This window comes from Pelomonas margarita, assembly GCF_043555875.1.
Lineage (GTDB): Bacteria > Pseudomonadota > Gammaproteobacteria > Burkholderiales > Burkholderiaceae_C > Pelomonas > Pelomonas margarita.
On record NZ_JBIGHW010000010.1, the window covers coordinates 26224 to 52509 of the forward strand.

Annotated in this window: 24 protein-coding genes; 10 read left to right on the forward strand and 14 right to left on the reverse strand. The window is 69.7% G+C overall.

Features of this window, described 5'->3' with window-relative positions; translation table 11 throughout:
• The first annotated feature begins 45 nt into the window (after positions 1-45).
• The 6 genes from ACG0Z3_RS17050 (at position 46) to ACG0Z3_RS17075 (ending at position 7256) form a co-directional block, all read left to right on the forward strand.
• Positions 46-2028, forward strand: coding sequence for an ATP-binding protein (locus ACG0Z3_RS17050; protein WP_394399604.1), 1983 nt, complete (start codon positions 46-48; stop codon positions 2026-2028).
• A gap of 2 nt (positions 2029-2030) precedes the next feature.
• Positions 2031-2939 (forward strand): hydroxymethylglutaryl-CoA lyase, encoded by a 909-nt coding sequence (locus ACG0Z3_RS17055; protein WP_394399884.1) that lies wholly within the window; start codon positions 2031-2033, stop codon positions 2937-2939.
• Between the two features lie 41 nt (positions 2940-2980).
• Positions 2981-3244, forward strand: a complete 264-nt coding sequence (locus ACG0Z3_RS17060; RefSeq protein ID WP_394399606.1) for a helix-turn-helix domain-containing protein — start codon at positions 2981-2983, stop codon at positions 3242-3244.
• Between the two features lie 90 nt (positions 3245-3334).
• The gene (locus ACG0Z3_RS17065; RefSeq protein WP_394399608.1) at positions 3335-3793 is read left to right on the forward strand and encodes a YciI family protein; all 459 of its coding nucleotides are present in this window, start codon (positions 3335-3337) and stop codon (positions 3791-3793) included.
• 62 nt (positions 3794-3855) lie between these two features.
• Positions 3856-5568: an Hsp70 family protein gene (locus tag ACG0Z3_RS17070; protein WP_394399610.1), complete on the forward strand. Its 1713-nt coding sequence runs from the start codon at positions 3856-3858 to the stop codon at positions 5566-5568.
• A gap of 8 nt (positions 5569-5576) precedes the next feature.
• Positions 5577-7256: a hypothetical protein gene (locus ACG0Z3_RS17075; RefSeq protein ID WP_394399612.1), complete on the forward strand. Its 1680-nt coding sequence runs from the start codon at positions 5577-5579 to the stop codon at positions 7254-7256.
• Here ACG0Z3_RS17075 and ACG0Z3_RS17080 read toward each other — a convergent pair.
• The 5 genes from ACG0Z3_RS17080 to ACG0Z3_RS17100 form a co-directional block, all read right to left on the reverse strand.
• A complete protein-coding gene (locus tag ACG0Z3_RS17080) occupies positions 7246-8460 on the reverse strand; it encodes a 6-phosphofructokinase (RefSeq protein WP_394399615.1) in 1215 nt (404 codons plus the stop codon). The two genes, ACG0Z3_RS17075 and ACG0Z3_RS17080, sit on opposite strands and share 11 nt — an antisense overlap.
• A 141-nt stretch (positions 8461-8601) precedes the next feature.
• A complete protein-coding gene (locus ACG0Z3_RS17085; protein ID WP_394399617.1) occupies positions 8602-10812 on the reverse strand; it encodes a putative bifunctional diguanylate cyclase/phosphodiesterase in 2211 nt (736 codons plus the stop codon).
• 116 nt (positions 10813-10928) lie between these two features.
• Positions 10929-13202: a YgiQ family radical SAM protein gene (locus ACG0Z3_RS17090; protein ID WP_394399619.1), complete on the reverse strand. Its 2274-nt coding sequence runs from the start codon at positions 13200-13202 to the stop codon at positions 10929-10931.
• Between the two features lie 81 nt (positions 13203-13283).
• A complete protein-coding gene (locus ACG0Z3_RS17095) occupies positions 13284-13499 on the reverse strand; it encodes a cold-shock protein (protein ID WP_233374702.1) in 216 nt (71 codons plus the stop codon).
• A 132-nt stretch (positions 13500-13631) separates the two neighbouring features.
• Complete coding sequence (locus ACG0Z3_RS17100) at positions 13632-13853, reverse strand: (2Fe-2S)-binding protein (protein WP_394399622.1); 222 nt, start codon at positions 13851-13853, stop codon at positions 13632-13634.
• 107 nt (positions 13854-13960) lie between these two features.
• Here ACG0Z3_RS17100 and bfr point away from each other — a divergent pair, with 107 nt between their 5' ends.
• On the forward strand, positions 13961-14437 hold the full coding sequence (bfr, locus tag ACG0Z3_RS17105) for a bacterioferritin (protein WP_394399624.1): 477 nt from the start codon (positions 13961-13963) through the stop codon (positions 14435-14437).
• Positions 14438-14506: 69 nt separating this feature from the next.
• On the opposite strand, the gene ACG0Z3_RS17110 is transcribed toward bfr, so the two are convergent.
• The 8 genes from ACG0Z3_RS17110 to ACG0Z3_RS17145 all read right to left on the reverse strand — a co-directional run bounded on the left by ACG0Z3_RS17110 (position 14507) and on the right by ACG0Z3_RS17145 (position 22694).
• Positions 14507-16192 (reverse strand): flotillin family protein, encoded by a 1686-nt coding sequence (locus ACG0Z3_RS17110; RefSeq protein WP_394399626.1) that lies wholly within the window; start codon positions 16190-16192, stop codon positions 14507-14509.
• Between the two features lie 24 nt (positions 16193-16216).
• Positions 16217-16843 (reverse strand): YqiJ family protein, encoded by a 627-nt coding sequence (locus tag ACG0Z3_RS17115; RefSeq protein WP_394399628.1) that lies wholly within the window; start codon positions 16841-16843, stop codon positions 16217-16219.
• Positions 16844-16874: 31 nt separating this feature from the next.
• Positions 16875-17540 carry a PspA/IM30 family protein gene (locus ACG0Z3_RS17120; RefSeq protein WP_394399630.1) on the reverse strand — a complete coding sequence of 222 codons (666 nt, stop codon included), beginning with the start codon at positions 17538-17540 and terminating at the stop codon, positions 16875-16877.
• Between the two features lies 1 nt (position 17541).
• The gene (locus tag ACG0Z3_RS17125; protein WP_394399631.1) at positions 17542-18045 is read right to left on the reverse strand and encodes a hypothetical protein; all 504 of its coding nucleotides are present in this window, start codon (positions 18043-18045) and stop codon (positions 17542-17544) included.
• A gap of 72 nt (positions 18046-18117) precedes the next feature.
• A complete protein-coding gene (locus ACG0Z3_RS17130; RefSeq protein WP_394399633.1) occupies positions 18118-19695 on the reverse strand; it encodes a GDYXXLXY domain-containing protein in 1578 nt (525 codons plus the stop codon).
• Positions 19692-20663: a DUF2157 domain-containing protein gene (locus ACG0Z3_RS17135; RefSeq protein WP_394399635.1), complete on the reverse strand. Its 972-nt coding sequence runs from the start codon at positions 20661-20663 to the stop codon at positions 19692-19694. Before ACG0Z3_RS17135 ends, ACG0Z3_RS17130 begins: the two co-directional genes overlap by 4 nt.
• A gap of 53 nt (positions 20664-20716) precedes the next feature.
• Positions 20717-21769, reverse strand: a complete 1053-nt coding sequence (locus tag ACG0Z3_RS17140) for a homocysteine S-methyltransferase family protein (protein WP_394399637.1) — start codon at positions 21767-21769, stop codon at positions 20717-20719.
• A 40-nt stretch (positions 21770-21809) separates the two neighbouring features.
• A complete protein-coding gene (locus ACG0Z3_RS17145; protein ID WP_394399639.1) occupies positions 21810-22694 on the reverse strand; it encodes an alpha/beta hydrolase in 885 nt (294 codons plus the stop codon).
• A 122-nt stretch (positions 22695-22816) separates the two neighbouring features.
• On the opposite strand from ACG0Z3_RS17145, the gene ACG0Z3_RS17150 reads away from it, so the two are divergent.
• The 3 genes from ACG0Z3_RS17150 to ACG0Z3_RS17160 all read left to right on the forward strand — a co-directional run bounded on the left by ACG0Z3_RS17150 (position 22817) and on the right by ACG0Z3_RS17160 (position 26035).
• Positions 22817-24391, forward strand: coding sequence for an ABC transporter substrate-binding protein (locus ACG0Z3_RS17150; RefSeq protein ID WP_394399641.1), 1575 nt, complete (start codon positions 22817-22819; stop codon positions 24389-24391).
• 130 nt (positions 24392-24521) lie between these two features.
• Positions 24522-25421 (forward strand): LysR family transcriptional regulator, encoded by a 900-nt coding sequence (locus tag ACG0Z3_RS17155; protein WP_268166904.1) that lies wholly within the window; start codon positions 24522-24524, stop codon positions 25419-25421.
• Positions 25421-26035 (forward strand): M15 family metallopeptidase, encoded by a 615-nt coding sequence (locus tag ACG0Z3_RS17160; RefSeq protein ID WP_394399644.1) that lies wholly within the window; start codon positions 25421-25423, stop codon positions 26033-26035. The genes ACG0Z3_RS17155 and ACG0Z3_RS17160 overlap by 1 nt, the downstream gene beginning before the upstream one ends.
• Before the next feature lie 6 nt (positions 26036-26041).
• Here the strand turns inward: ACG0Z3_RS17160 and ACG0Z3_RS17165 are convergent, their stop codons facing one another.
• Complete coding sequence (locus ACG0Z3_RS17165; protein WP_394399646.1) at positions 26042-26275, reverse strand: DUF1653 domain-containing protein; 234 nt, start codon at positions 26273-26275, stop codon at positions 26042-26044.
• Between the last annotated feature and the right edge of the window lie 11 nt (positions 26276-26286).

The window sequence follows — 26286 nt, forward strand, 5'->3', positions numbered from 1 at the left end:
GAAGAACAAGCCTGTAGAAGGTTCACAAGACCGGAGACAAGAGAGATGTTCAAGAAGATCCTGATCGCCAACCGTGGCGAGATTGCCTGCCGAGTCGCGGCTACCGCGAAGCGACTCGGTATTCAGACGGTAGCCGTCTACTCCGAGGCGGATGACAACGCCCAGCACGTGAAGGCCTGCGACGAGGCCGTGCTGATCGGCGGCCCGGCACCTCGCGACTCCTACCTGCAATGGGAGCGCATCCTGGCCGCCGCCAAGGCGACCGGCGCGCAGGCCGTGCACCCCGGCTATGGCTTCCTCAGCGAGAACGAGGCCTTCGCACAGGCCTGCGCTGACGCCGGCGTCGTCTTCATCGGCCCGCCGCCCAGCGCCATCCAGGCGATGGGGCTGAAGGCCGAGTCCAAGCGGCTGATGGAAAGCGCCGGTGTGCCGCTGGTGCCGGGCTACCACGGCGCCGACCAGGACCCCGCGCTGCTCAAGCGCGAAGCGGACCGCATCGGCTTCCCGGTGCTGATCAAGGCCAGCGCCGGCGGCGGTGGCAAGGGCATGCGCGCGGTCTACGGCGCCGACGAATTCGACGCGGCCCTCGCCTCGTGCAAGCGCGAGGCCATCAACAGCTTCGGCGACGACGCGGTGCTGATCGAGCGCTACGTGCAACGCCCGCGCCACATCGAGATCCAGGTGTTCGGCGACACGCTGGGCGACTGCGTCTACCTGTTCGAGCGCGACTGCTCCGTGCAGCGCCGCCACCAGAAGGTGCTCGAAGAAGCGCCCGCGCCGGGCATGACACCGGAGCGCCGCGCGCAGATGGGCGAGGCCGCCGTGGCCGCCGCCAAGGCCGTGGGCTACGTGGGCGCCGGCACCGTCGAGTTCATTGCTGAACAAGACGGCCGCTTCTACTTCATGGAGATGAACACGCGGCTGCAGGTGGAGCATCCGGTGACGGAAGCCATCACCGGGCAAGACCTGGTGGAGTGGCAACTGCGCGTCGCCGCGGGCCAGCCGCTGCCGCTTAAGCAATCGGAACTTCGCATGCACGGCCACGCCATCGAGGCCCGCATCTGCGCCGAGAACCCGGATGGCGGCTTCCTGCCCGCCACCGGTGCGCTGGACGTGGCCCGCTGGCCGGCTCACGTCGCCTTTGAACGAGGCAACACCCGCATCGACGCCGGCGTGCGCGAGGGCGACGCGATCAGCCCCTACTACGACTCGATGATCGCCAAGCTCATCGTCTGGGGCGAGGACCGCGCGCAGGCGCTGGCGAGGCTGGACGCCGCGCTGCGCGACACGCACATCGTCGGCCTGCACACCAACGTCGCCTTCCTGCGCCGCTGCGCGGCCACGGCGTCGTTCGCCAATGCCGACCTCGACACCGGCCTCATCGAACGCGAGCGCGCGGTGCTGTTCGACCAGCCCGGCCTGCCACTGCGCGTGTCGGCCGCCGCCGTCGTCGCGCACACGCTGGCCGTCGAGGCTGCCACGCAGGGCGCCGACCCGTGGAGCGCGCGCGACGGCTTCCGCCTGTTCGGCGCGGCCACGCGCCGCTTCGACCTGGCTGCCGGCGACGCGCACCACGAGGTGCTGCTGGCCCGCCAGCACCGCGGCGGCATGACGCTGACCGTGGCCGGCGAGGCCATAGCCTTCGCCGTGCAGTCGAGCAACGCCGAGACGCACGAGCTGTTTCTCGGCACTGACCGCGTGCGCGTAAAGACCTACGCCCAGGGTGAGCGCATCGCCGTGTTCGCCGCGACCGGCTCGGCCGTGCTGACCGAGGTGGACCTCATCGCCCACGCCGGTGACGGCCCCGCCGAGGGCGGCCGCCTGACGGCACCGATGCCCGGCAAGCTCATCGCCTTCCTCGCGAAAGCCGGCGACACCGTCACCAAAGGTCAGCAGCTGGCCGTCATGGAAGCGATGAAAATGGAGCACACCATCTCGTCGCCACGCGACGGCACCGTGGCTGAGCTGCTGTTCGCCGTGGGCGACCAGGTGAGCGACGGCGCGGAACTGCTGAAGCTGGAAGCATGACCATGGCCCTGCCCTCGCAAGTCCAGATCCTCGACGTCGGCCCGCGCGACGGCCTGCAGAACGAGAAGGAGAACGTCGCCACCGAGCACAAGGCTCGGCTCGTCGCGATGCTGCAGGACGCCGGGCTCAAGGAGATCGAGGTCACCAGCTTCGTCAGCCCGAAGTGGGTGCCGCAGATGGCCGACAACACGGCCGTTATGGCGGCCATCACGCGCAAGCCGGGTGTGCGCTACTCGGTGCTGGTACCCAACCTCAAGGGGCTGGAGCCGGCGCTGGCGTCCAGGCCCGACGAGATCCTCGTCTTCACCGCGGCCAGTGAGGCGTTCACGCAGAAGAACATCAACTGCTCCATCGCCGAGAGCCTGGCGCGCTTCGCGCCCGTCATCGAAGGCGCGCATGCGGCGGGTGTGAAGGTGCGCGCGGCGCTGTCGTGCGCTTTAGGCTGCCCGTACGAGGGCGACATCAGCGCGGACCAGGTCGAGGCCGTCGTGCAGCCGCTGCGCGCGCTGGGCGTGGACGCCATCGACATCGCCGACACCATCGGCGTGGGCACGCCGCGCAAGGTGCAGCTCGCGATGGAGCGTGCGCTGAAGCACTTCCCCATCGCCGAGGTGTCGGGCCACTTCCACGACACCTACGGCCAGGCGCTGACCAACATCTACGCCAGCCTGGAGCTCGGTGTGCACAGCTTCCACGCCAGCGTGGCCGGCCTGGGCGGCTGCCCCTACGCCAAGGGCGCGACGGGCAACGTGGCGACCGAGGACGTCGTCTTCATGCTCGACGGCCTCGGCATAGCGACGGGCATAGCCCTGGACCAACTCGTCGACGCCGGCGCCTTCATCTCCGGCGTGCTGGGCCGGCCGCCGGTGTCGCGCGTGGCGCGGGCGGTGCTGGCCAAGCGCACCGGCTGACCTGCACTTTCAAGGGCCGTCCACGCCGCCACAATCAGCGCATGGCTCAAGGCAAACGAATCTCCAATGACATCGGCGAGGACGCACTGGCCACCATTCAGGCGCTGGGAGCGGCGGTCAAGCGGGCACGCCTGGCTGCAGGCGAGGGGCAGGCGGCCGCAGCGGCCCGCTTGGGCGTGCACGTGCAGACCATCGCGCGCATCGAGTCGGGCGAACCCGGCGTGGCGGTGGGGCATGTGGTGGGTTTGCTCACCCACTACGGCCTGACGCTGCAAGTGCCCGCTGCTGAACTCGGCGCCGCGTAGGCCGGGCAGCACGAAGCGCAGGGACGGGTACATCCCAGGCCGCCCGGTGTGGCACTGCGGTTCAATCGCGCATCCACCGGGAGACTTGCCATGCCACGCCACCTCGCCGCCTGCGCCATCGTCCTGCTTGCCAGCGTCGGCGCCCAAGCCCAGGACGCCCCGACGGCCCACGACGCCGCCAAGGCCCAGGCCTGGGGTGCCAACGAACAGGGCCTGCGCGCCTACACCTTCGTGCTGCTGAAGACCGGCCCGCAGCGCATGCCTGCCGGCCCTGAGCGGGACGCGATGTTCAAGGGCCACTTCGCCAACATGGAGCGCCTGGCCAAGGCAGGCCTGCTGGTCTATGCCGGGCCGCTGGACGGCGTCAACGGACTGCGCGGGCTGTTCATCCTCGCCACGGCCGACCAGGAGGTGGCGCGCAAAGCGGTGGACAGCGACCCCGTCATCGTCACCGGCGAGATGGTGGCGGAGCTGCACCGCCACTTCGGCTCGGCGGCGCTGCTTGCCGTCAATGAATGGCATCCAAGGCTGATCAAGCCCAAGCCCTGAGCCGGCGAGCGCAGCGCAACTGCGGCTACGCTTCGCCCCGTTCCAACGGGAGGCTTTGAACCATGATCCTGGGCATCGACCTGGGCACCACGCACAGCGCGGCGGCGGTGTTTCGCGACGGCGCGCCCGTCCTCATTCCCAATGCGCACGGCGACTTCCTGACGCCCTCGGCCGTGGCGCTGGACGACCAGGGCCACACGCTGGTGGGCTTGGCCGCACGCGAGCGCGCCGGCCTGCACGCCGAGTCCACCGCGCTGGCCTTCAAGCGCTGGATGGGCAGCGACAAGCGCATCACGCTGCGCACCGGCCCGCACGTGAAGGAGCTGCGCGCCGAGGAACTGTCGGCGCTGGTGCTGCAGACGCTCAAAAGTGATGCTGAGGCCTTCCTGGGTGAGCCCGTCACCGAGGCCGTCATCACCGTGCCGGCCTATTTCAACGAGGCCCAACGCCGCGCCACGCGAACAGCCGGCGAGATCGCCGGCCTGAAGGTGGAGCGCCTGCTCAACGAGCCCACCGCCGCCGGCCTGGCCTACGGCCTGCAGCAGCGGCCCGAGCACAGCAGCTTCCTGATCTTCGACCTCGGCGGCGGCACCTTCGACGTGTCGGTGCTGGAGTACTTTGACGGTGTCGTCGAGGTGCGCGCCAGCGCCGGCGACACGCGCCTGGGTGGCGAGGACTTCAGCCGTGCCATCGCGCAGCTGTTCGCAAAGACCGCCGAGGGCCTGAGCGCCCAGGAGCGCGAGGCCTGGCTGTCCAGCGAGACCTGGTGGCGCCTGGCCGAGCAGGCCAAGCGCGACCTCGGCGAGCGCGACGGCACCGAGCTGCGCACCACCTGGCGCGACCGTGCGCTGAGCGCCTTCCTGACCCGCGCCGACTTCGAGGCCGCATCGGCTGAGCTGCTGCAGCGCCTGCGCCGCCCCATCGAGCGCGCACTGGCCGATGCGCAGTTGGACACCGGCGGCCTGGCCGAGGTGGTGCTCGTCGGCGGCGCCACGCGCATGCCCATGGTGCGCCAGCTCGTCACGCGGTTGTTCCAGCGCCTGCCGCTGCGCACGCTGGACCCCGACCTCGCCATCGCGATGGGCGCCGGCGTTCAGGCTGGCCTGAAGGCGCGCGACGCGGCGCTGGACGACGTGGTGCTGACCGACGTCATGCCCTACTCGCTGGGCATCATCGCGGCCACCTCCATCGGCGACCGCATGGTCAACGACCGCTTCTCGCCCATCATCGAGCGCAACACGCCCGTGCCGGTGTCGCGCGTGGAGCAGTACCGCACGCTGGGTGACCAGCAGAAGGTCATCCTCGTGGACGTGCGCCAGGGCGAGTCGCCGGTAGGCTCGGAGAACCTGTCGCTGGGCCGGCTGGAGATTCCCATCGCGCCGGCGCCAGCCGGCGAAGCCGGCGTGGACGTGCGCTTCACCTACGACGCCAACGGGCTGTTGGAGGTGGAGGCCATCGACTTCCCCGGCGGCCAGCGGCATGAGCTGGTCATCGAGAGCCAAGGCGCGCGGCTGAGTGCCGCCGAGATCGCCGCCACGCGCGATCGGCTGCAGGCGCTCAAGCGCCACCCGCGCGACGAGCAGGACAACCGCTACCTCATCGAGCGCGCCAAGCGCCTCTTCGAGGACCGCCTGGGCAACGACCGCGTCATGCTGCAGGACTGGCTGGCGCAGTTCGAGGCCGTGCTGCAAACGCAGGACGCCCGCGCCATCCGCCAGGCCCGCCAGCAGTTCAAGGACGCGCTGGACAGCATCGACACCTCGTTCAGGTTCTGAGGCACGACATGTGGGATGACGACTGGGCCCGGCTGGGCCTCGAACCAACGACGGACCTGGGCGCGATCAAGAAGGCCTACGCCGCACGCCTCAAGACCACCCGCCCCGATGACGACGCCGAGGCCTACCAGGCCTTGCGCGGCGCCTACGAGCGCGCGCAGCAATGGGCGAAGTGGCAGCGCGATCAGGCACCACCCGCTGAGGCGCTCACCGCCGGGCCCGTGCCTGCACCCGCACTTGAGCCGGCACCTGCCCCCACACCCGCCGAGCCGCAGACACCGCCTGCCGAGGCGCGGCCGGCCGCCACGCAGGCCGCGAACGTCATGGCGGATGAGGTTGCGCGAGGCGAGCCTGCGCCCGTGCAGCCGCGCCAGCTCATCGACACGCTGGAACTGCGCTGGCGCCGCGAGGGCGCGGCTGCGCTACTCCAGGCCTGGCCGGCCGTGCGCTGCGAGCTGGATCTGCAGCCGCTGAACCGCCAGGCCGAGTTCTCGGCCGCGTTCGCGCACTGGGCGTTGCAGCTGCCCACGCTTCCCGACGAGTTCCTGAAGACGCTGGACGCGCACTTCGGCTGGCTGAACGACTTCCGCACCGAGCGCCAGTTGGGCAGCGCCCTGACGCAGGCGCTGCAGGCGCACTTCGGCGAGCGCCTCTACCCGGCCCCGGTGCCCGAGGCCGTGCGCGAACTGGGTGCGCCGCTGCAGCGTTTCCATGCGTTGCAGCAGGCCGGCGGCTGGTGGCGGCTGCACCTGCTGCTGCTGTTGCTGCAGCCCACGCTGGCGCGCGCCCAGCACCTGCTGGGCGCGGACTGGCTGCGCCGGCTGGGTCTGGACCTGCATGCCCAGCAAGGCCTGACCCGGCTGGTCAAGCGCGGCCACTGGCTGCGCGTGAGCGCCGCCAGCACGCTGTGCCTGGCGGCGGCGCTGGCGCTGCACCGCGACCCCATCATCGCCACCGCCCACCTGCTGGGCTGGCTGCTGGGCACCGGCGGCGTCGTGCTTGCAGCGCTGTTCGTCGCGATGCTGGTCAGCGCGGGCCCGGCGCTGACCCATGGCCAGCGCCGGCTGGCCATGCCGCTGGAACGCTGGCGCCAGCATCCCATGCAGCCCGTGCTGGGCTTGGCGTGGCTGCTGTTCGCGGCCTGGCTGGCGTGGATGGCAGATGCGCCCGCCACTCAGCCGTCGACGTTGACGCCAACGCTGTCGCAGCTGCCGGACTGGCTGTACGAGCCGGCGGCCTGGGGCTTCGGCATCGCCGGCATGGCGATGGCCTGGCCGCTGGCGCCGCTGCATGGCTGGGTGGTGGTGGGGCTGGCGCCCCTGGTGGGCGCGCTGTTCACGCTGGCACTGGCGCCTTGGGTGGCGCCGGGCACGGCCGTGCCGCTGGCACTGGCGTGGATGCTGCTGGGCGCCGCGGTACACGAGGAGCGCGTGCGCGCAACCGGCCTGGCGCAATGGCCGCTGCGACCCATACTCAACAGCCTGGCGCTGTCGCAGCGTTGGACGTTCATGGTGGCGCTGACGCCGCTGGCCGTCTGCAGCGCCTACGTGGCGCTGGCCGACGCCCCGGTGCGCCCGGGCACGCTGTTCCTGACCTGGGTGTTCGCTATCTTGGGCACGGCCTGGCTGCAGGGCAAGGCCGACGACTGGGCGCTGAGGCAGCTGCCCGCCGTGCCGCTCAGCGCTTGAGCACCTTGGGCACCGGGTTGGGCCGCAGCCGGAAGGCGTCCGGCATGCCCGAGCCCAGCAGCGGGCGCAGGTAAAGGCGGAAGGCATCGGTCACGTCGGTACCGGCGGCGTTGATGAAGTGGTCTTCCATCGTGCGCGTCTTGCCGGCCACGGCGGCCAGCGGCAGCAGCGCGTAGTCCACCGAGTAGTAGCCCACGCGCTGGATGGCCACCGACCCGTCGCGGTCGCCGTGGAAGCCGTACTGCACGGCCTTCTCGCCCACCTCGCGGGCCTCGCGGGCATCGACGTCGGACACGCAACCCAGGAAGCTGCGCTGCAGGTAGCCGAAGGTGTCGCCGCGCACGCGCTTGATGCCCAGGCGGCCCTTGATCTCCTCGCACAACAGGTCGGCCAGCGCGCCGGTACCGCTGAGCTGCACGTTGCCATGCGCGTCGCGCTCCAGTTCGCCAGCCAGTTTGGACAGCATGGGCGTGCCCGACGCGTCATGGATGCCCTCGCTGACCGCGATGACGCAGCGGCCGTAGCGCTCATGCGTGGCCTTCACGTCGCGCAGGAACTGCTCGGTGTCGAAGGCGCGCTCGGGCAGGTAGATGAGGTGCGGGCCGTCATCGTCGAACTTCTTGCCCAGGGCCGCGGCGGCGGTCAGGAAGCCGGCGTGGCGGCCCATGACGACGCCCACGTAGACGCCCGGCAGCGCCGCGTTGTCGAGGTTGGCGCCGGCAAAGGCCTGCGCGACGAAGCGCGCAGCGGACGCGTAGCCGGGCGTATGGTCGTTACCGACCAGGTCGTTGTCGATGGTCTTGGGGATGTGGATGCAGCGCAGCGGGTAGCCCGCCGCCTGCGCCTCCTCGGACACGATGCGCACGGTGTCGGACGAGTCGTTGCCGCCGATGTAGAAGAAGTGCGTGATCTCGTGCGCCTTGAGCACCGTGAAGATCTCGTGGCAGTAGGCTGCGTCGGGCTTGTCGCGCGTGGAGCCCAGCGCGGATGCGGGCGTGCCCGCCACCAGCTCCAGGTTGTGGCTGGTCTCCTGCGTGAGGTCGACGAAGTCCTCGTTGACGATGCCGCGCACGCCGTGGCGCGCGCCGTAGACCTTGCCCACGCCGGCCTGCCGGCGGGCCTCGAGCACGACGCCGACGAGGCTCTGGTTGATGACGGCGGTGGGGCCGCCGCCCTGGGCGACGAGGATCTTCGCGAGAGGCATGAACGCTCCTGGTGTCGTCAACGGACGGCGGAGTTTAGGAGCCGCACGCCTCGACGCAATCGCAATTCATCGGGCGTTTTGGGCCGGGCGTCCGGCCGGCTGGGCGCGCCCGCGTTCAGCGCGGCGCGACCTAACGAGGGGTCAACGCTTCATCCAGCCTTCCAAGTCCGCCGCCGGCATGGGTCTGGCGAACAGCCAGCCCTGGCCCTCGTGGCAGCCCAGGCCGACGAGGTAGTCCCGCTGCGCCTCGGTCTCGATGCCCTCGGCGATGACGGTCAGGCCCAGGCCGCGGCCCAGGTTGACCACCATCTGCGCGATGGTGGAGCCGGCCGTGGATGTCTGCGCCTCCTGCACGAAGGCGCGGTCGATCTTGAGCCGGTCCACCTGCAACTGGCGCAGCTGGCTCAGGGATGAGAAACCGGTGCCGAAGTCGTCGATGGCGACGCTGAAGCCCAGCTGCTTGATCTCGGCCAGCACGCGGCGCACCAACTCGGCGTCCTCCATGGCCATGGACTCGGTGATCTCTAGCTCGATGCTTTGCCCCGCCACGCCACCGTCGCGCAGCGAACGGGCCAGCATGTCGATGAAACCGGGGTGCCGGAACTGCGCCATGGACACGTTCACAGCCATGCGGAAGTCGGCATGGCCCAGCCCCTGCATGCGCCGGAGCTGGGCGCAGGCCGTGCGCATGACGAACTCGCCGATGGGGATGATGAGGCCACTCTGCTCGGCCAGCGGGATGAACTGGTCGGGCGGGATGAAGCGGCCGTCGACCGTGCGCCAGCGCAGCAGCGCCTCGGCACCAATGGCGTGGCCCGTGCCGAGGTCCACCTGCGGCTGGTAGACGACGAAGAGCTGGCTTTCCTCGAAGCCGGTGCGCAGCCCCTTGAGCAGCTTGAAGCGCTCGCGCGCATCGCTGCCCATGGCGGCGGAGAAGTACTGCGACGAGCCGCGCTGGTGCTGCTTGGCACGCTTGAGCGCGATCTGGGCGTCCAGCAGCAGCTCCGAGCCCACGGCCGTGGACTCGCCCAACCGCACCAGGCCCGTCGTGGCCGACAGCTGCAAGCGCTCCCCGGACACGACGAAAGGCTCGGCAAACACGGCGGAGACCGTCTCCGGGCAAACCTTGGCATGCTCGCCCAGCACGCCGAAGGTGTCGGCGCCGACACGGGCCATGGCCGTGCTCAGGCCCAGCATCTCGCTCATGCGCTGCACGACGGCCTGCAGCACCTGGTCACCGAAGTGCTGGCCGAAGGCGTCGTTGATGTCGGAGAAGTCGTCGATGTCGATCAGCGCCAACGTGACGCCGGTGGGGTCCTTGAGGTTCTGATCCAGCAGCTCGACGAAGCGGTTGCGGTTGGGCAGGCGCAGCAGCGGGTCGTTGTAGGCCTGATCCAGCAGCTGGCTGTACAGCAGTACGTTCTCGAAGCCGACGGCGATGTTGGAGCAGAAGGCACGCAGCAGTTGCTGCTCCAGCTCGTCGAGCTGGCGGCCCACGTCCACCAGCGCGGCCATCGCGCGCCCCTGGCCCAGGCCGAAATACAGCACCGTGCCGTCGTCGTAGAAGCTCTGCTGCTCGCGCAGGCAGCGCTCCAGGCGGTCTCGCACGGCCGGGATCTTGACCAGCGCCAGCGGCCGGTCGATGAGGCCGCTGTACTGGCCGGCGGCGGCCACGATGCGCACCTCGTCGCCCGTGTCGCCATTGAACTGCGCGCACACCAGCCCCTCGGGCAGGATGCCCAGCAGCGCGCACAGCTGCGTGACGACACCTTCGGCAAAACGGGAGAGCCCGCGCATGCGCGACAGCGAGGTGCTGCTCTCGACGATCATCTCCAGCCCGCGGCGGTTGGCCTCCAGCGCGCAGATCTGGCGGTAGGAGCGCACGGCGGCGGTCAGTACCGTGTAGAGCCGCGTGCGGGTCAGCTCGGATTTGGTCTTGTAGTCGTTGATGTCATAGGCCTGCACCGTCTCGATCTCGGGCGCGTAGCCGGGCTGGCCGGTGCGCAGCACGATGCGCACGGCGTTCAGGCGCAGCTCGTCGCGGATGTGGCGCACCAGTTGCAGACCGGCGTCCTCGCTCTCCATGACGACGTCCAGCAGCACGACGGCCAGATCGTCCTCGCTGGCCAGCAGCTGACGGGCCTGGGCAGCCGAGGAGGCATGCAGAAATACGAGGGGCTGGCCTTCGACGGTCAGGCCCTGCATGGCCAGCTCGGTGGCCTTGTGGACGTCGCCATCGTCATCGACGATGAGGATGCGCCAGGGACGGTCATGCTGCCGATGCTCCGAATCGGCGTGCTCGGGTTCATCAAGCAGTTCGAGCAGGTCGTCGTCAGGCGCTGTTTCTTGCATGGGGGCGAAGGCTCCGGGCACGGGCCGCAACGGCCTCGTCGGTCAGGACACGCAAGCGTAGTGCATCCACAGGGCCGTCGCCACGAGAACTGCGGACAAAAGCCCGCGTGTCGGGGTCAGCGCTTACCGGGTTTGCCCGGACGCCCAGGCGCCACACGCGGGCCAGGCCGGGCGCCGGTGGCGCGCGGCGGCAGGCCGGTGTGCTGCGTCAACAGCTGACCCTTGCGCGGCGTGGCCGGCTGGGCAGCGGCCTTGGTCGGCGTGGAGTTCTTGCGCCGCGCGCTGTCGTAGCTGCCATCGGTGACAGGCTGGTAGCTCGGGATCAGGTGGTGCTTGCCGTTGCCGATCAGGTCGGCGCGGCCCATACTCTTGAGCGCCTCGCGCAGCAGCGGCCAGTTGTTGGCGTCGTGGTAGCGCAGGAAGGCCTTGTGCAGACGGCGACGGCGCTCGCCGCGCACGATGTCGACCTTCTCGCCGCGCGTCTCGTCGCGACTGATGCCCTTGAGCGGGTTCAGCCCCGAGTGGTACATCGCCGTGGCCGTGGCCATGGGGCTGGGGTAGAAGGTCTGCACCTGGTCGGCGCGGAAGCCGTTGCGCTTGAGCCAGATGGCGAGGTTCATCATGTCCTCGTCGCTGGTGCCGGGGTGGGCCGCGATGAAGTACGGGATCAGGTACTGCTTCTTGCCGGCCGCGGCGCTGGCGGCCTCGAACATCTGCTTGAAGCGGTCGTAGGTGCCGATGCCCGGCTTCATCATCTTGGACAGCGGGCCGCCCTCGGTGTGCTCGGGCGCGATCTTGAGATACCCGCCGACGTGATGCGTCACCAGCTCCTTCACGTACTCCGGCGACTGCACGGCAAGGTCGTAGCGCAGGCCCGAGCCGATGAGGATCTTCTTGACGCCCGGCAGCGCACGGGCGCGCCGGTACATCTTGATCAGCGGGTCGTGGCTCGTGTTCAGGTTCGGGCAGATGCCGGGATAGACGCAGCTTGGCTTGCGGCAGGCAGCCTCGATCTCGGGGCTCTTGCAGCCGATGCGGTACATGTTGGCGGTGGGGCCGCCGAGGTCGGACACGATGCCGGTGAAGCCCTTCACCTTGTCGCGCATCTCCTCGATCTCGCGGATGACGGAGTCCTCCGAGCGGCTCTGGATGATGCGGCCCTCGTGCTCGGTGATGGAGCAGAAGGTGCAGCCGCCGAAACAGCCGCGCATGATGTTCACGCTGAAGCGGATCATTTCCCAGGCCGGGATCTTGGTCGCGCCGTCATGACCGCCCTGCTCGTCCGCATAGGCAGGATGCGGGCTCCTCGCATACGGCAGGTCGAAGACATGGTCCATCTCCGGCGTCGAGAGCGGGAGGGGCGGCGGGTTGATCCACAGGTCCCGCTCGCCGTGGCGCTGCACCAGCGCGCGGGCGTTGCCGGGGTTGGTCTCCAGGTGCAGCACGCGGTTGGCGTGGGCGTAGAGCACCGGGTCGCTCTTCACCACCTCGTAGGCCGGCAGGCGAACGACGGTGCGCTCGCGCGGCGGCATGCTGATGCGGCCGGTCTTGTGGATCGTGATGGGCTTGGGCGCATCAGGCTCAGCCGTCGAGCAGGTGGTCTCCTGCTTGATCTCCTGGTAGGGGCTGATGAGCTCGTCGATGCGGCCGGGGCGGTCCACCTCGGTGGAGTCCAGCTCGAACCAGCCATCGGCCGACGGGTCGGCGTCGCGGCGCATGAAGGCCGTGCCGCGCACATCGGTCAGCTGCTCGACAGGCTCGCGCCGCGCCAGGCGGTGGGCGATCTCGATGATGGCGCGCTCAGCGTTGCCGTAGCACAGCAGGTCGGCCTTGCTGTCCACGAGGATGGAGCGGCGCACCTTGTCCTGCCAGTAGTCGTAGTGCGCGATGCGGCGCAGCGAGGCCTCGATGCCGCCGATGACGATGGGAACGTCCTTGAACGCCTCCTGGCAGCGCTGCGTGTAGACCAGCGTGGCGCGGTCCGGCCGCTTGCCGCCCTGGCCGCCGGGCGTGTAGACGTCGTCGCTGCGGATTTTTCGATCAGCCGTGTAACGGTTGATCATCGAATCCATGTTGCCGGCGGCCACGCCGAAGAACAGGTTGGGCCTGCCCAGCGCCTTGAAGGCGTCGGCGCTGTTCCAGTCCGGCTGCGCAATGATGCCGACGCGAAAGCCCTGGGCCTCCAGCGTGCGGCCAATGACGGCCATGCCGAAGCTGGGATGGTCGACGTAGGCGTCGCCGGTAACGATGATGATGTCGCAGCTGTCCCAGCCGAGCTGCTCCATCTCCTGCCGGCTCATGGGCAGGAAGGGGGCGGGGCCGAAGCGCTTGGCCCAGAACGGGCGATAGGCGGTCAGGGCCTTCGGAGCAGTGACAGGCAGGGCGGACATAGCCATCAATTGTCGTTGGACAGGCCCTGAAAAGCACAAAGCCCGCTCAGCGAGCGGGCTTGGGCGCGGGGCCGATGTGAATTACAGCGCGCGGATGTTCGCGGCTTGCAGGCCCTTGGGGCCCTGCTTCACTTCGAACTCGACCTGGGCGCCTTCGGCCAGCGTGCGGAAGCCGCCGTTGTTCTTGATTTCGCTGTGGTGAGCGAAGAGGTCCTTGCCGCCGTCGGCGGGGGTGATGAAGCCGAAGCCCTTGCCGTCGTCAAACCACTTGACGATGCCGGTCTGCTGGGTGCTCATGAAATTTCCTTGCGGTTGTCGTGCTGCGTGGCCCACCTTGAGCGGCTGCGACAACACAACGACTTTCGGGCAAGGACCAACAAAAAACGGCGCCATTGACAGGCGCCGGGAACGGGATTCTATCTTGTGCGCTCAGGCGGGCATCAGCATCGCCACGGGCACCGGCCCGCCGTGCGCGCGGGCGCCGCCCTTGATGCGGCTTTCCTCGAAGACTTCACAGGCGCAATCACGGCAGGCGCCGCAGGCCGTGGCCACGCGCAGGTCGTCTTGCAGGGCCTCGAAGCTCGGGCAGCCCGACGAGGCCGCAATGGCGATGTCGCGGTCGGAGACGCGATGGCAGACACAGACAATCATGTTGCGCATTTTAATGCGAATCGATCCTATTTGCACAAAGAGCGGTTTTGCTGTGGGGCTTTGGCTCGCGATACTGCGCCCCGAATTCACGAACCTGGAGCCCCACCATGCAAGGCGACCCGCAAGTCATCGCTCACCTGAACGCCCAGCTCAAGCTGGAGCTGACCGCCATCAATCAGTACTTCCTGCACGCCCGCATGCTGAAGAACTGGGGCCTGATGAAGATGGCCAAGCACGAGTACGAGGAGTCCATCGAGGAGATGAAGCACGCCGACAAGCTCATCGAGCGCGTGCTGACGCTGGAAGGCCTGCCCAACCTGCAGGACCTGGGCAAGCTCTACATCGGCGAGAACGCCGTCGAGACGATGGCGTGCGACCTGAAGATCGAGAAGACCGGCCACGCCCACCTGAAGGAGGCGGTCGCCTACTGCGAGAGCGTGCGCGACTATGTGTCTCGCGAGCTGTTCGTGCAGATCCTGGACGACACCGAGGAGCACATCGACTACCTGGAAACCCAGCTCGCGCTGGTGCAGACGGTGGGCGCGCAGAACTACCTGCAGTCGCAGATGGGCGACGCCAGCTGAGCCTGAGGGCGACGCAAAAGAGGCCTGCTGATCCCCCAGCAGGCCTTTTTCTTTAGGAACGCGGCAGCGTCAGGCTGACGGCGCCCCCGCCGGCTTGAGCATGTCGGCCAGGTTCTGCGCCATGCCGGTGATACCCTGGTTGGACAGGCCGGCGTCCTGCATGACGGCATCGACAATGGGCTTGGCGATCTGGTACTGCAGCGCCGAGTTCATGACCTGCTCGGGAAAGGTGGCGCCGTTCGCCGCGCCGCCCTCGCCCGCCCCGCTGCTGCCCTGGCCGGGCATGCCGTTCACCGACACGATGCGGATGGAGTCGATCTGCTCCATGGGCTTGACGGCCTGGGCCAGGATGGCGGGCAGCTGCTGCAGCAGCTGGGTACGCACCTGCAGGTCGATCTGCGCGACGGACAGCGTGTTCAGCGCCTCGTTGATCGCACGGCGGCCTTCAGCCTCGGCCATCGCGGCAGCCTGCTTGGCCTTGGCCTCGATGGTCAGCGCCTCGGCGCGGTCGATGGCAGCCTCCTTCTCGGCAGATGCCGACACCTTCACCGCAATCGCGTTTTGCTCGGCGTCCTTGCTGGCCTCGATCAGTTGGATGGCCTTGTCACGCTCGGCCACAGCAACCTGACGCGCGGTGTTGACGGTCTCTTCGGCTTTCACAGCTTCGGCACGGGCCAGGTTGGCGGCAGCGTCGGCCTCGGACTGCTCGCGCGACTTGGTCGCGATCGCAATCTGCGTGTCCTGGCGCGCAATCTCCACCTGCTTGCGCTGCTCGGCGCGCTTGAGCTCGGCCTGGCGCTCCTGCTCGATCTCGCGCGTCTGGATGACGAGGTTCTTCTCAATCTCGGCCGCCTTGATTTCTCGCTCGGCCTCGATGCGGCGCTGGCCCACCTGGCGCTCGGCCTCGATCTTCACCGTCTCGGCCTCGCGGCCGCGCTCGGCCTGCTGGGCCGCGATCAGCGCGATCTGCTCGGCCCGCGCCGTCTCGATTTCGCGCTGCTGCGACAGCGACGCGAACTCCTGATCCTTCTCGATGGTCAGCTTCAGGCGGCTGGCTTCAAGGTTCTTGGTGCGCACCTGGACCTCGGTGTCCTGCTCGACGTCGTTGCGCTGCTTGCGGCGCGCCTCGGTTTGCTCGGTCAGCCTGGTGAGGCCCTCGGCGTCGAAGGCGTTGTTCGGGTTGAAGAACTGCTTGTCGGTCTGGTCCAGGCTGGTCAGCGAGACGGACTCCAGCTCCAGGCCGTTCTTCTCCAGGTCTTCGGCCACGGCGTTTTGCACCGCCTGCACGAAGTCGCGGCGCTTGTCCTGCAGCTCCTGGATGGTCATGGTCGCGGCGGTGGCGCGCAGGCTGTCGACGAATTTGTCTTCCACCAGCGCCTTCAGCTCGTTGGGGCTCATGGTGCGGGCGCCCAGCGTCTGCGCGGCGGTGCTCACGGCCTCCTCGGTCTGCTTCACGCGCACGAAGAACGCGGCCGTCACGTCCACACGCATGCGGTCGCGCGTGATGAGGCTCTCGCGCTCGCGGCGCAGCACCTCCAGCTTCAGCGTGTTCATGTTGACGAGCACGCGCTCGTGGAAGACCGGCAGCACGATGGCGCCGCCGTCCATGATGACCTTCTGCCCACCCAGGCCGGTGCGCACGAAGGCCGTCTCCTTGGTGCTGCGCTTGTACAGGCGCGCGAAGACGAAGCCGATGGTCAGCAGGCCCAGCAGGCCGATGCCGGCGATGGCGGAGATCTCGATGAGGTTGTCCATGTCTTGCTTCTACTCCCAGGTTGGTCAGATCAGGTGGGGATGCGGGTTGGCAATGCAGCGGTAGAACGGCCCCAGCTTGCGCACGATGAGGATCTGCGCGCCTTCCTCGAACACGTCGTCGTCCAGGTCGGGCTCCACCATCAAGTAGTGCATGCGGCCGAAGGCGTCGCGCACCCGCGCCTGCGCGGCCAGGCCGCGGCGCGCGGCGCCCGCGCTGACGACGCCGGCCCGCCCCACCAGCGACTGCTCGCTGACGGCGCTGGTCTCGTCGCGCGGCACGATGTGGGCCACCAGGCTGCCCAGGCCGCGCACCGTGGCCAGGCCTGGCGGCACCGCCAGCAAGCCGGCCACCCAGGCCGGCAGGAAGCCGCCGGCCAGGTTCAGCGCCACCTTCTGCAGCGCATAGCCGAACAGCGCATAGCCCAGCAGAAAAAGCAGCAGCAGCACCAGTGCCGGCACGCGGCCCAGGTGCAGCCAGCCCAGCACGCGGTCCAGCCCCGACTCGGGCATCGCCTGCGGCAGCAGGTCGTCGATGACATTGCTGGGGCTCAGCGCCACCAGCATGCCCAGGCCTTCCAGCAGGGCAACGGCAACGATCAGCGCCACGGCCACGCCGAAGGGCAAGGTCTCGGGAGTGGTGAACAGGTTCATGACGAGGTTCCGATGAGATCGCTGCGCATGCTCAGAGCTCCCCCGCCTTCAGCCGCGCCAGGCGCTCGGCAATGCGGTGTTCGCGCACCAGCGCGTCCAGCTCGCGCAGCTGCGCCTCCTGCGTAGCGCTGCCGGGCTGCGCCGCGTGCAGGCCGGTCTGGCGCTGGTAGATGCGCTCGAAAGCCTCTGTCACCTGCGCCAGCCGCTGCTCCACGGCCGAGGCGCCCGCCGGCTGAGCCGCAGAGGCTGCTGCCGCGCGGCTGTGGCGCAGGGCGGCCAGCGCCTCCTGCATCTCGCGCTGCCGTGCCAGCAGCGCAGCGGTGAAGCCCTGCAGCTCCTGTTCCTGGCGCGCCAGCTCGGCCAGCGTCGCCTCCAGCACCGGCAGCTGGGCCTCGATGTCGATCTGCCGCGCCACGGCCGCGCGGGCCAGGTCGTCGCGGCCGGCGGCCAGCGCTTGGGCTACCTGTTCGCGCAGCGCCTCGTGGCTGGCGTTCAGCCGGGCGTGCTGCTGCTGCGCGAGGTGGCGGTTGGCGCTGACGCTGCCAAGCTCGTGGCGCACCTCATCGATGACGCCACCGGCCTCTCGCAGCGCCTGCTCCATCGCCGCCTGCGGCTGCAGGTCCTCGATCTTGTCCAGCAGCGCATGCAGGCCGCCGGCCATCACGCGGCCCACGCGGGTCTTGAGGGACTCGGCCATCTCAGGCTCCTTCCAGGGTCTTCAGGGTGGCGGCCAGTTCGACCGTGGTCGCCAGGTGGCGGCGCACCACGCCCGGGTCGAAGGCATGGGCGGCGCCCGTCGTCGCCTGCCGCAGCAGCGACTCGCCCAGCAGCGCCGCACGGCGAACCAGTGCGTCTTCCAGCCGGGCGGCATCCTCGGCCGTGGCGGGCGCATGGCTGATGACCAGCGCCATCAGCGCCGCCACCTGCTCCACCAGCCCGCCCAGCACCTCGGAATGCCGGCCCTCCTGGCCCTCTATGCGCACCAGCGCCTCGCGCAGCCGGTGCGTCAGGTCGCGCGCCCAGGCGTGGGCGGCCACATAGTCGAACGCGCCGTCGTGCTGGCGCTTGAGCTGGCCCAGCAGCACGCGCAGCTTGTCGCTGTTGGTCGTGGCGCCCTCCACCTGAAGCTGGGCCAGCCACAGGTAGAGGTCGCTCGGGATGCGCGCCGACAAAGGCTCCATCGTGACGGTCTGAGTCGCCATGCGACCACCTGCCTTCATGAATTCCAATGAACGCGAATGTATTCATGTGAATTCATTTGTCAACGTACGCATTCACAGCCGGGACAGGCCGGCGCCGCGCAGCCCGACCAGCAGCGCCCGGCCGTCCGGCGCGACACGGAACTCGCCGAAGCGCGCAGCCGCCCAGCGCTGGCCCTCGCCCTCTCGGAAGAACCAGGCATCGCTCACCACGGTCCAGCGCCCGCTGCGGGGCGACAGCTCGATCAGCAGCTCGCCCGCCGCCAGCGGCTCACCGGCATGCACGCGCAGCAGGCGGGCTACGCCCTGCCCATCCCGCTGAGCCACCACCTGGGGCCGGGCGCTGCCAAGCGACGCGCTGTCCACGGAGCGCACGCCCCCAGGTAGGCTGAAGTTCAGCGCCATGTAGTCGCCCTGCATCAGCGAGCGCGGGTCCACCGGGGCCAGCGGCAGGAACACCGGCTGGCCCTCGGCGATCAGCGCCTCCTTCTGCACGATGGCCACGTTGACGACGGCCAGCACTGCCACGAGGCTGACGGCCGCGCCCCAGCGGGCCGGCCGCAGCGCTGCGCGCGGCTGAGGCTGGCCCGGCGCTGCACGCCGCAAGGCCGGCCAGGCCAGCAGGCCCAGCAGCAGGCCGGCGCCCGCCAGCACCGCCGCCTTGGTGGCCAGCGGCCAGCTGAGCTGATAGTAGAAGCTGCCGATGATCCACAGCGCCGCCAGCGCGGCCGCCACCGCCAGCCGCCAGCGCGCCCAGGCCAGGCAGACGGCGCCCATCAGCAGCGCCGCGCCCAGGGCCGGCATGAAGCCCGCGAGTGCCGCCATCACCAGGGCCACGCCCGCCGCGCCAGGCTGACGCAGCAGCGGCCAGGCGCGGGTCAGCCAGGCCGCGGCGGCCAGGGCCAGCACAGCCGACACGCCGCCCGCCCCACCCGCCCAGGCCATGCCGTGCGTGCTGCCCCAGTTGCCCAGGGTGCCGCTGGTCAGCAGCGCCATGCCCGAGGACAAGGCCAGGCCCAGCAGCGTCATCGCGCCCCAACCTGTGGCCAGCGCCAGCCAGCCCGGCCGCAGGCCCACGGGGCGGCAGGCGCGCTGCGCGATCAGCCAGATCAAAACGCCGGCATGCCAGCCCAGCCACTCCGGGCGCGGCAGCGGCCAGGCGCCGCGTGGCGACACCAGGCGGCCGATCGCCACCGCGCAGAACAGCGCCGCCGCGGCAGCCAGGCAGGCCTTGAGCCAGAGGGGCCGCACCCACGCGCCGAGCAGCAGCGACACCGCCCCGAGCAGCCCAGCGGCGGCGGGGTCGGGCAGGTCCTGGAACATCGCGAAGCCCAGACTGGCGCCGCCCGTCAGCAGCAGCGGCACTGCCAGCTGCTCGACGAACAGCGGCAGGCCGTCGGCACGCAGGATCACGCCCGTCACGGCCAGCAGCAGCCCGCCGGCCAGCCAGGCGCCACCATGCTGGAACAAGGGGCCGAAGGCCAGCGCCAGCACCGCCACCAGCGGCACGGCGGCCAGCCAGGCGCCCAGCGCCGTCAGCAGCGCCACCGGCCAGGGCCGCGCCGTCTCGGGCGGCGGCACCACGGCGTCCGCCGGCAGCAGCTGCCGCGCCTGGGCCTGCTGCCACAGCGCCGCGACGCGATCGCGGCTCATGCCGCACTACCGGCGCGGCGTGCCAGGCGAAGCACACCGCTGACCGTCGCCGCAAGCAGGCCGGCGGCCACCAGCCCCAGCAGCAGGAACTCGCCCATCCCGTTGCCACTCGTGGCACCGTGGAACAACCAGCGCCCCAGCCCGCCGACCAGCACCACGTTCAGGCCCAGCGCAGCCGCGCTCAGCGTGAACAGGTCGAACGTCGCCGGCCGCGACGCCGCCCAGGCCGCCACCGCCAGCACGGCCAGCGCCAGCACCACCTGCAGCGACGGGCGCTGGCTGAACAGCGCCCAGACGGCGCTGCTGGTCACCAGGAATACCGCCAGCGTGGCGCCCAGCCGGCGCGCCCACAGCCCCGCGCCCAGTCGCCGCCCGGGCGCGCTGCCCAGCGCCAGCACCAGGACCAGCGTCGCGCTCCAGCCGATCAGGTGCACTACCAAGTCGTCGGGATCGGCGCGCCAGCGGTGGCCGGTGTGGGCGCCCATCCACAAGGCGATGGCCGTCGCGGCCACCAGCGTCCAGGCACTCCACAGCGCGTCGGCCCGCACGCCCAGTGTCAGCGGCAGGCCTAACGCGGCCCACAGCGCAAACAGCTGCCAGGGGTCGGCGCCGGTCTGGTAGGTCTGGCCGAAGAACGCCAGCAGGCCACCCATAGCCAGCAGGCTCAGCAGCCCCAGCGGCATGCGCAGCCGCGGCCAGGCCATGACGCCCAGCGCACCTGCCGCCACGCCAGCCTGCAGCAGCGCGAACTGCTGACCGCGCGACAGCCCGCCCCATTGCGCCGCGACGGTGAAGATCAGCCCCAGCCCGATCAGCAGGCCGGCCAGACCCAGCAAGGCTAGCGGCCCGTAGGCTTGCAGCGCCGACGGCGGTCGGCCCAGGTCGTCCAGCGCCAGCAGTTCACGCTGCCGTGCCTCGTCCCAGCCCTGGGTGCGCGCGTGCTGCGCGACGACCGTCTGCCAATCCATGCCAGCTCCCGGGTGCCAGGAAACGCCCCTGGCTCGGCCGGCATGCTAACGACCTAAGCAGCGTCCAGCATCTTGCTGAAGAAGCGGTCGCCGCTGACGCGGGGCTTGTAGGCCGACACGGCTCTGGCGATGGCCGCGATGTGGTCGGGTGTCGTGCCACAGCAGCCCCCGGCGATGTTCAGGAAGCCCGCCTGCGCGAACTCGCCCACCAGGCGCGCGGTGACGTCAGGCGTCTCGTCGAAGCCGGTATCGCTCATCGGGTTGGGCAGGCCGGCATTGGGGTAGCAGCTGACGGCCACATCGCCAGCCACCTTCGCCAGTTCCTCAATATAGGGCCGCATCAGCGTGGCGCCCAAGGCGCAGTTCAGGCCGATGGCGATGGGCCGAGCGTGGCGCACCGAGTGCCAGAAGGCGGTGACCGTCTGGCCGGACAGGATGCGGCCGGAGGCGTCCGTCACCGTGCCCGAGATGATGACGGGCAGGCGCTCGCCGCTGTCTTCCATCAGTTGGTCCACCGCGAAGATGGCGGCCTTGGCGTTCAGCGTGTCGAAGATGGTTTCGATGAGGAAGACGTCGGCACCGCCATCCAGCAGGCCCTTGGCCTGTTCGTAGTAGGCGTCGCGCAGCGTGTCGAAATCGACGTTGCGGGCACCCGGGTCGTTCACATCCGGGCTGATGGACGCCGTGCGCGGCGTGGGGCCGAGGGCGCCGGCCACGTAGCGCGGCTTGTCGGGCGTCGAGTACTTGTCACAGGCCTGGCGGGCGATCTGTGCGGCGACTACGTTCATCTCGTAGGCCAGCTCGGGCAGGTCGTAGTCCTCCTGCGCTACGGACGTGGCGCCGAAGGTGTTGGTTTCGATGAGGTCGGCGCCGGCCGCGAGGTACTGCTCGTGGATCTCGCGGATGACGTCGGGCCGCGTGAACAGCAGCAGCTCGTTGTTGCCCTTCAGGTCCTTGCCGTGGTCCTTGAAGCGCTCGCCGCGGTAGTCCGCCTCGCCGAGCTTGTAGCGCTGGATCATGGTGCCCATCGCGCCATCAAGGATGGCAATGCGTTGCTGCAGCGTGGCGGGCAGGTCCTTGGCGCGGGTGTAGGCGATGGGCTTCATGGTCGCGGCATTTTCGCAGCCTGCGGCCCTCGCCTGCTTCTCAAGGGCCGAAGAAGGCCTGCGCCTCGGAGATGACGACGTCAGACACCTCCTCGGCGAGGTAGTGGCCGCTGTCCACTGCGCGGCCGCTGACGTCCGCCGCCGCGGCCTGCCACAGCGCCAGCGGCTCGAAGCAGCGGCCAACGACGCCGTGCGCGCCCCACAGCACACGTAGCGGCTGCGTGACGAGCCGGCCGGCGGCGCGGTCGGCCCGGTCATGCGCGAGGTCGATACCGGCCCCGGCGCGGTAGTCGGCGCAGATGCCGGCGGCCGTGCCGGGGCGCTGGATGCAGCGCTCGTACTGCGCCCAGGCCTCGGGCGCGAAGAAGCTGCCGCCGCGACGGCCCATGCCGTCGCGCAGGTAGGCCAGCGGGTCGCTCTCGATGAAGCGCTCGGGCAGCGGCGCCGGCTGGATCAGGAAGAACCAGTGCCAGTAGGCGCGGGCAAAGGCTTCGGTCGTGCCCTCGTACATGGCCAGCGTGGGCGCGATGTCCAGCAGCAGCAACCGGGTGACCACCTCCGGATGGTCGAGCGCCAGCCGGTGCGCCACGCGGGCGCCGCGGTCGTGGGCCAGCACGGCGAAGCGTTCGTGGCCCAGCTGTCGCATGACGGCCACCGCGTCCAGCGCCATCTCGCGCTTGGCATAGGCGGCGCTGCCCTCGCCGGCCGGTGGACGGTCGCTGTCGCCGTAACCGCGCAAGTCCATTAGCACGACGCGGCGCGTGCGCGCCAGCACCGGGGCCACGCGGTGCCACATGGCCATGGTCTGCGGGTGGCCGTGCAGCAGCAGCAAAGGCGGGCGGGTGTCTTGCGCGGGGCCGCCGTGGCGGGCGAACAGCGCGACACCGTCGCGCTGGGCGTTGAAGGGTTGGAAGCCGGTCCACATGCCAGCGATTGTGGGCCGCGCACGGTATAAGCTTTTGTTATGGCCCCTGCCTGCCGCAGCGCTTGCGCGCGCCGGGCCGCACCGAACAATCCGCCGGGCACACCGCCCGCCTTCCGCCGCCGATGAAAACCGCCCTGCTCTGCACCGCCCTCGCCCTGCTACCCGCCGCCGCCCTGGCCCAGGGCAAGCCGCTGGTCTACTGCGCCGACGCCAGTCCCGAGGGCTTCGACCCCGGCTTGTGGGACAGCGCCAGCACCAACACCGTCAGCGCGCAGATGTTCGACGGGCTGCTGGGCTTCAAGCGCCCCTCGACCGAGCTGGTGCCCAAGCTGGCGACGAGCTGGGAGATCTCGCCCGACGCCAAGAGCTTCACCTTCAAGCTGCGGCCGGGCGTGAAGTTCCACAGCACGCCGTGGTTCAAGCCCACGCGCACGCTGAACGCCGATGACGTGGTGTTCACGTTCAGCCGCTTCATCGACGCCAGCCATCCATTCAACAAGGCGTTCCCGGCCAACTTCATCTACCCGCAAAACCTGGGCCTGGCCAAGCTGATCGCGGGCATCGACAAGGTGGACGAGCTGACGGTGCGCTTCCGCCTGCACCAGCCCAACGTCACCTTCATCGCCAACGTGGCGTTCGCGTTTGCCGGCATCCACTCGGCCGAATACGCAGCCCAGTTGCTGAAGGCCGGCAAGGCCAGCCAGATCAACGTGCAGCCGGTGGGCACGGGGCCGTTCATGTTCAAGAGCTACGCCAAGGACGACGTGCTGCGCATGACGGCCAACCCTGACTACTGGGGCGGCAAGCAACCCACGCCGACGCTGGTGTTCAGCATCAGCCGCGAGCCCAATGTGCGGGTGCAGAAGATCGCCGCCGGCGAATGCCATGTGACGGCAGCGCTGCGCGACGTGGACGTTGGCACTCTGAGCAGCAACCCCAATGTCAGCGTCGAGAAGATCCAGGCGCTGAACATCTCCTACCTGGGATTCAACCTGAAGAAAGCGCCCACCGACAAGCGCGAGGTGCGCGAGGCGCTGGACATCGCCATCGACCGCAACGCCATCTTCAAGGCGCTGTTCCCGCGCGGCGACGCAATGCAGGCGGTGAGCGCCTTCCCGCCCGCCATTCCTGGCTACAACAAGGCGCTGAAGAACGAGTTCGATCCTGCCAAGGCCAAAGCCTTGCTGGCCAAGTCCGGCTACCCCAACGGCTTCGAGCTCGACCTGTGGGCCCTTCCCGTGCAACGCCCAACCAACCCCAACGGTCAGCTGATGGCCCAGCTCATCCAGCAGGACTGGGCCAAGATCGGCGTCAAGGCCCACATCAAGACCTACGAGTGGGGCGAGTACCTCAAGCGCGCAAACAACGGCGAGCACAACGTCTACATGAGCGGCTGGAGCGGCGAGACGGGTGATGCCGACGACTTCCTGACCCCCAACCTCAGCTGTGCGACCAGCCGGGGCGGCATCAAGTTCTGCAACGCCGATTTCGAGAAGCTCATCGACGAGGCCCGCGCCACGCCCGAGACCAAGAAGCGCAACGCGCTGTACGAGAAGGCGCAGGAGATCTTCAAGCGCGAACGCCCCTGGATCACGATGGCGCACTCCACCGTCTACATCCCGGTGCGCAAGGACGTGGTGGGCTTCAAGATGGCGCCGAACGGCTCCGTCGACTTCGAAGGCGTTTACAGAAAGTGAAGTCCCCGGTCCGGCGAGTACGCCAGCCCGCCCCCCGAGGGAGCCGATGCGCTTCCGGGGAGTGCCCCGCAAGCGCATCGAGGGGGCCGGCTTGGGAGCGGCCCGGCGCTCGGCCCTAAACACCACAACCATGCGTCTCCGACATATCGAGGTCTTCCACGCCATCATGCAGGCCGGCACCATCAGCGGTGCCGCACAGCTGCTGCACATCTCGCAGCCAGCCGTCACAAAGGTGCTGCAGCACTGCGAGCTGCAGCTGGGCATGCCACTGTTCGACCGCGTACGCGGCAAGCTCTACCCCACGCCCGAGGCGCAGCGGCTGTTCGTTGAGATTGACAAGCTCAACCGCGACCTCGTCGGCATCCGCCGCCTGGCCGCCAACCTGAAGAGCGGCGAGGCCGAGCAGGTGCGCCTGGTGGCCACGCCCGCGCTGGCCACGGCCATCGTGCCGGCCGCCATGACGCCCTGGTGCAAGGCCCACCCGCAGGCCAACTGCTCGCTGGCGACGCACCACACGCGCGAGATCGTGTCGGCGCTGCTGCTGGGCGAGGCCGACCTGGCGCTGTCGCTGCAGGACCCGCGCCACCCCGGCATCAAGGCCGAGGTCATCGCCAGCGGCGCCATGGTGGCGCTGTGCCCGCTGGCCAGTCCCGAGGCGCGCGGCGACGGGCCGCTGGACCTGGCCGACATCCGCACCGAGATCGTCGGCCTGCACAGCGACGACCCGCTCGCCGGCCTGCTGCATCACGCCGGCGAGGCGCTGGGCCAGACGCTGGCCAGCCGCATCACCGTGCAGACCTACCAGCTCGCCCGCGCGCTGGTGGAGGCCGGCGTGGGCATGACGCTGGTGGACCCATTCACCGCCGCCAGCGCCGACACCACCAGGGTGCGCGTGCGCGCGCTGGCGCCGCAGGTCGGCGTCCACCTCTACCTGCTCAGCGCCGCCAGCGCGCCGCTGGGCCAGGCCTCGCGCCGGCTGGTGAAGTTCATCACCGCCGCCGCCCACGAACACCTTGCTCGACTGCCCTGATGGCCGACCCTGTCCGCATCGAAGACATCGCCGCTCACCCGCACTTCCGTCGGCTGGTCGGCCTGCGCCACGGCATCGCCGTGGACCTGCGCTACGCCAGCGCCAACAACTTCGTGGGCCATGCCGTGTACGACGGCTTCGACTGCCACTGGCTGCGCCGTGAGGCGGCCGAGGCGCTGGAGCACGCCGCCGCCTGGCTGCACGCGCGCCGCCCCGGCTGGCGGCTGCTGGTGCTCGATGGGCTGCGCCCGCAGCGTGTGCAGCAGCGCCTGTGGGACGAGCTGCAGGGCACGCCGCTGACGATGTACCTCGCCCCACCCGAGCGCGGCTCCATCCACAGCTTCGGCATGGCCGTGGACCTCACGCTGCTGGACCCGCAGGGCCGCGAGGTGGACATGGGCAGCGGCTTCGACGAGATGACGCTGACCTCCCACCCTGACCACGAGGCCGAGCACCTCGCGCTGGGCCTGCTGACCGCGCAGCAGCTCACCGAGCGCGGCTGGCTGCGCGCCGCCATGCGCGAGGCCGGCTTCCAGGGCATCGCCACCGAGTGGTGGCACTTCGACTTCGGCGACCGCGTGGCCGTGCGGCGCGACCTGCCCCGGGTGCTGTGAGTGGCCTCAGCCGATGTGCTCGAAACGCGGACACTGCACGCCGTCCACCAGCAGCGTGCCGGTGAACATCTCGAACGGTCTCACCCACCAGCCACTGTCGTTGTAGAGCGGCCGGTACACCACCAACGGTGCCAACGTCTCGCTGTGGCGGGCCACGCCCATCACCTCGTACTCGCCCCCCTTGTAGTGGCGGTAGCGGCCGAGGGCCAGGGCGGGCAGCGGGGGCAGGTCTTGGCTCATCCCCGCATTGG

What these genes read in the sequence shown, in the direction of transcription:
- ACG0Z3_RS17115 (WP_394399628.1), bottom strand. Translation starts at nt 16,843, where the DNA reads ATGAACCTGTTCACCACTCCCGAGACCTTGCCCTTCGGCGTGGCCGTG.
- ACG0Z3_RS17085 (WP_394399617.1), bottom strand. Translation starts at nt 10,812, where the DNA reads ATGCAAGAAACAGCGCCTGACGACGACCTGCTCGAACTGCTTGATGAA.
- ACG0Z3_RS17090 (WP_394399619.1), bottom strand. Translation starts at nt 13,202, where the DNA reads ATGTCCGCCCTGCCTGTCACTGCTCCGAAGGCCCTGACCGCCTATCGC.
- ACG0Z3_RS17160 (WP_394399644.1), top strand. Translation starts at nt 25,421, where the DNA reads ATGGCCGACCCTGTCCGCATCGAAGACATCGCCGCTCACCCGCACTTC.
- ACG0Z3_RS17080 (WP_394399615.1), bottom strand. Translation starts at nt 8,460, where the DNA reads ATGCCTCTCGCGAAGATCCTCGTCGCCCAGGGCGGCGGCCCCACCGCC.
- ACG0Z3_RS17135 (WP_394399635.1), bottom strand. Translation starts at nt 20,663, where the DNA reads ATGGATTGGCAGACGGTCGTCGCGCAGCACGCGCGCACCCAGGGCTGG.
- ACG0Z3_RS17050 (WP_394399604.1), top strand. Translation starts at nt 46, where the DNA reads ATGTTCAAGAAGATCCTGATCGCCAACCGTGGCGAGATTGCCTGCCGA.
- ACG0Z3_RS17130 (WP_394399633.1), bottom strand. Translation starts at nt 19,695, where the DNA reads ATGAGCCGCGATCGCGTCGCGGCGCTGTGGCAGCAGGCCCAGGCGCGG.
- ACG0Z3_RS17070 (WP_394399610.1), top strand. Translation starts at nt 3,856, where the DNA reads ATGATCCTGGGCATCGACCTGGGCACCACGCACAGCGCGGCGGCGGTG.
- ACG0Z3_RS17125 (WP_394399631.1), bottom strand. Translation starts at nt 18,045, where the DNA reads ATGGCGACTCAGACCGTCACGATGGAGCCTTTGTCGGCGCGCATCCCG.
- ACG0Z3_RS17145 (WP_394399639.1), bottom strand. Translation starts at nt 22,694, where the DNA reads ATGTGGACCGGCTTCCAACCCTTCAACGCCCAGCGCGACGGTGTCGCG.
- ACG0Z3_RS17060 (WP_394399606.1), top strand. Translation starts at nt 2,981, where the DNA reads ATGGCTCAAGGCAAACGAATCTCCAATGACATCGGCGAGGACGCACTG.
- ACG0Z3_RS17055 (WP_394399884.1), top strand. Translation starts at nt 2,031, where the DNA reads ATGGCCCTGCCCTCGCAAGTCCAGATCCTCGACGTCGGCCCGCGCGAC.
- ACG0Z3_RS17095 (WP_233374702.1), bottom strand. Translation starts at nt 13,499, where the DNA reads ATGAGCACCCAGCAGACCGGCATCGTCAAGTGGTTTGACGACGGCAAG.
- ACG0Z3_RS17150 (WP_394399641.1), top strand. Translation starts at nt 22,817, where the DNA reads ATGAAAACCGCCCTGCTCTGCACCGCCCTCGCCCTGCTACCCGCCGCC.
- ACG0Z3_RS17120 (WP_394399630.1), bottom strand. Translation starts at nt 17,540, where the DNA reads ATGGCCGAGTCCCTCAAGACCCGCGTGGGCCGCGTGATGGCCGGCGGC.
- ACG0Z3_RS17065 (WP_394399608.1), top strand. Translation starts at nt 3,335, where the DNA reads ATGCCACGCCACCTCGCCGCCTGCGCCATCGTCCTGCTTGCCAGCGTC.
- ACG0Z3_RS17155 (WP_268166904.1), top strand. Translation starts at nt 24,522, where the DNA reads ATGCGTCTCCGACATATCGAGGTCTTCCACGCCATCATGCAGGCCGGC.
- ACG0Z3_RS17075 (WP_394399612.1), top strand. Translation starts at nt 5,577, where the DNA reads ATGTGGGATGACGACTGGGCCCGGCTGGGCCTCGAACCAACGACGGAC.
- ACG0Z3_RS17110 (WP_394399626.1), bottom strand. Translation starts at nt 16,192, where the DNA reads ATGGACAACCTCATCGAGATCTCCGCCATCGCCGGCATCGGCCTGCTG.
- ACG0Z3_RS17100 (WP_394399622.1), bottom strand. Translation starts at nt 13,853, where the DNA reads ATGATTGTCTGTGTCTGCCATCGCGTCTCCGACCGCGACATCGCCATT.
- bfr (WP_394399624.1), top strand. Translation starts at nt 13,961, where the DNA reads ATGCAAGGCGACCCGCAAGTCATCGCTCACCTGAACGCCCAGCTCAAG.
- ACG0Z3_RS17140 (WP_394399637.1), bottom strand. Translation starts at nt 21,769, where the DNA reads ATGAAGCCCATCGCCTACACCCGCGCCAAGGACCTGCCCGCCACGCTG.
- ACG0Z3_RS17165 (WP_394399646.1), bottom strand. Translation starts at nt 26,275, where the DNA reads ATGAGCCAAGACCTGCCCCCGCTGCCCGCCCTGGCCCTCGGCCGCTAC.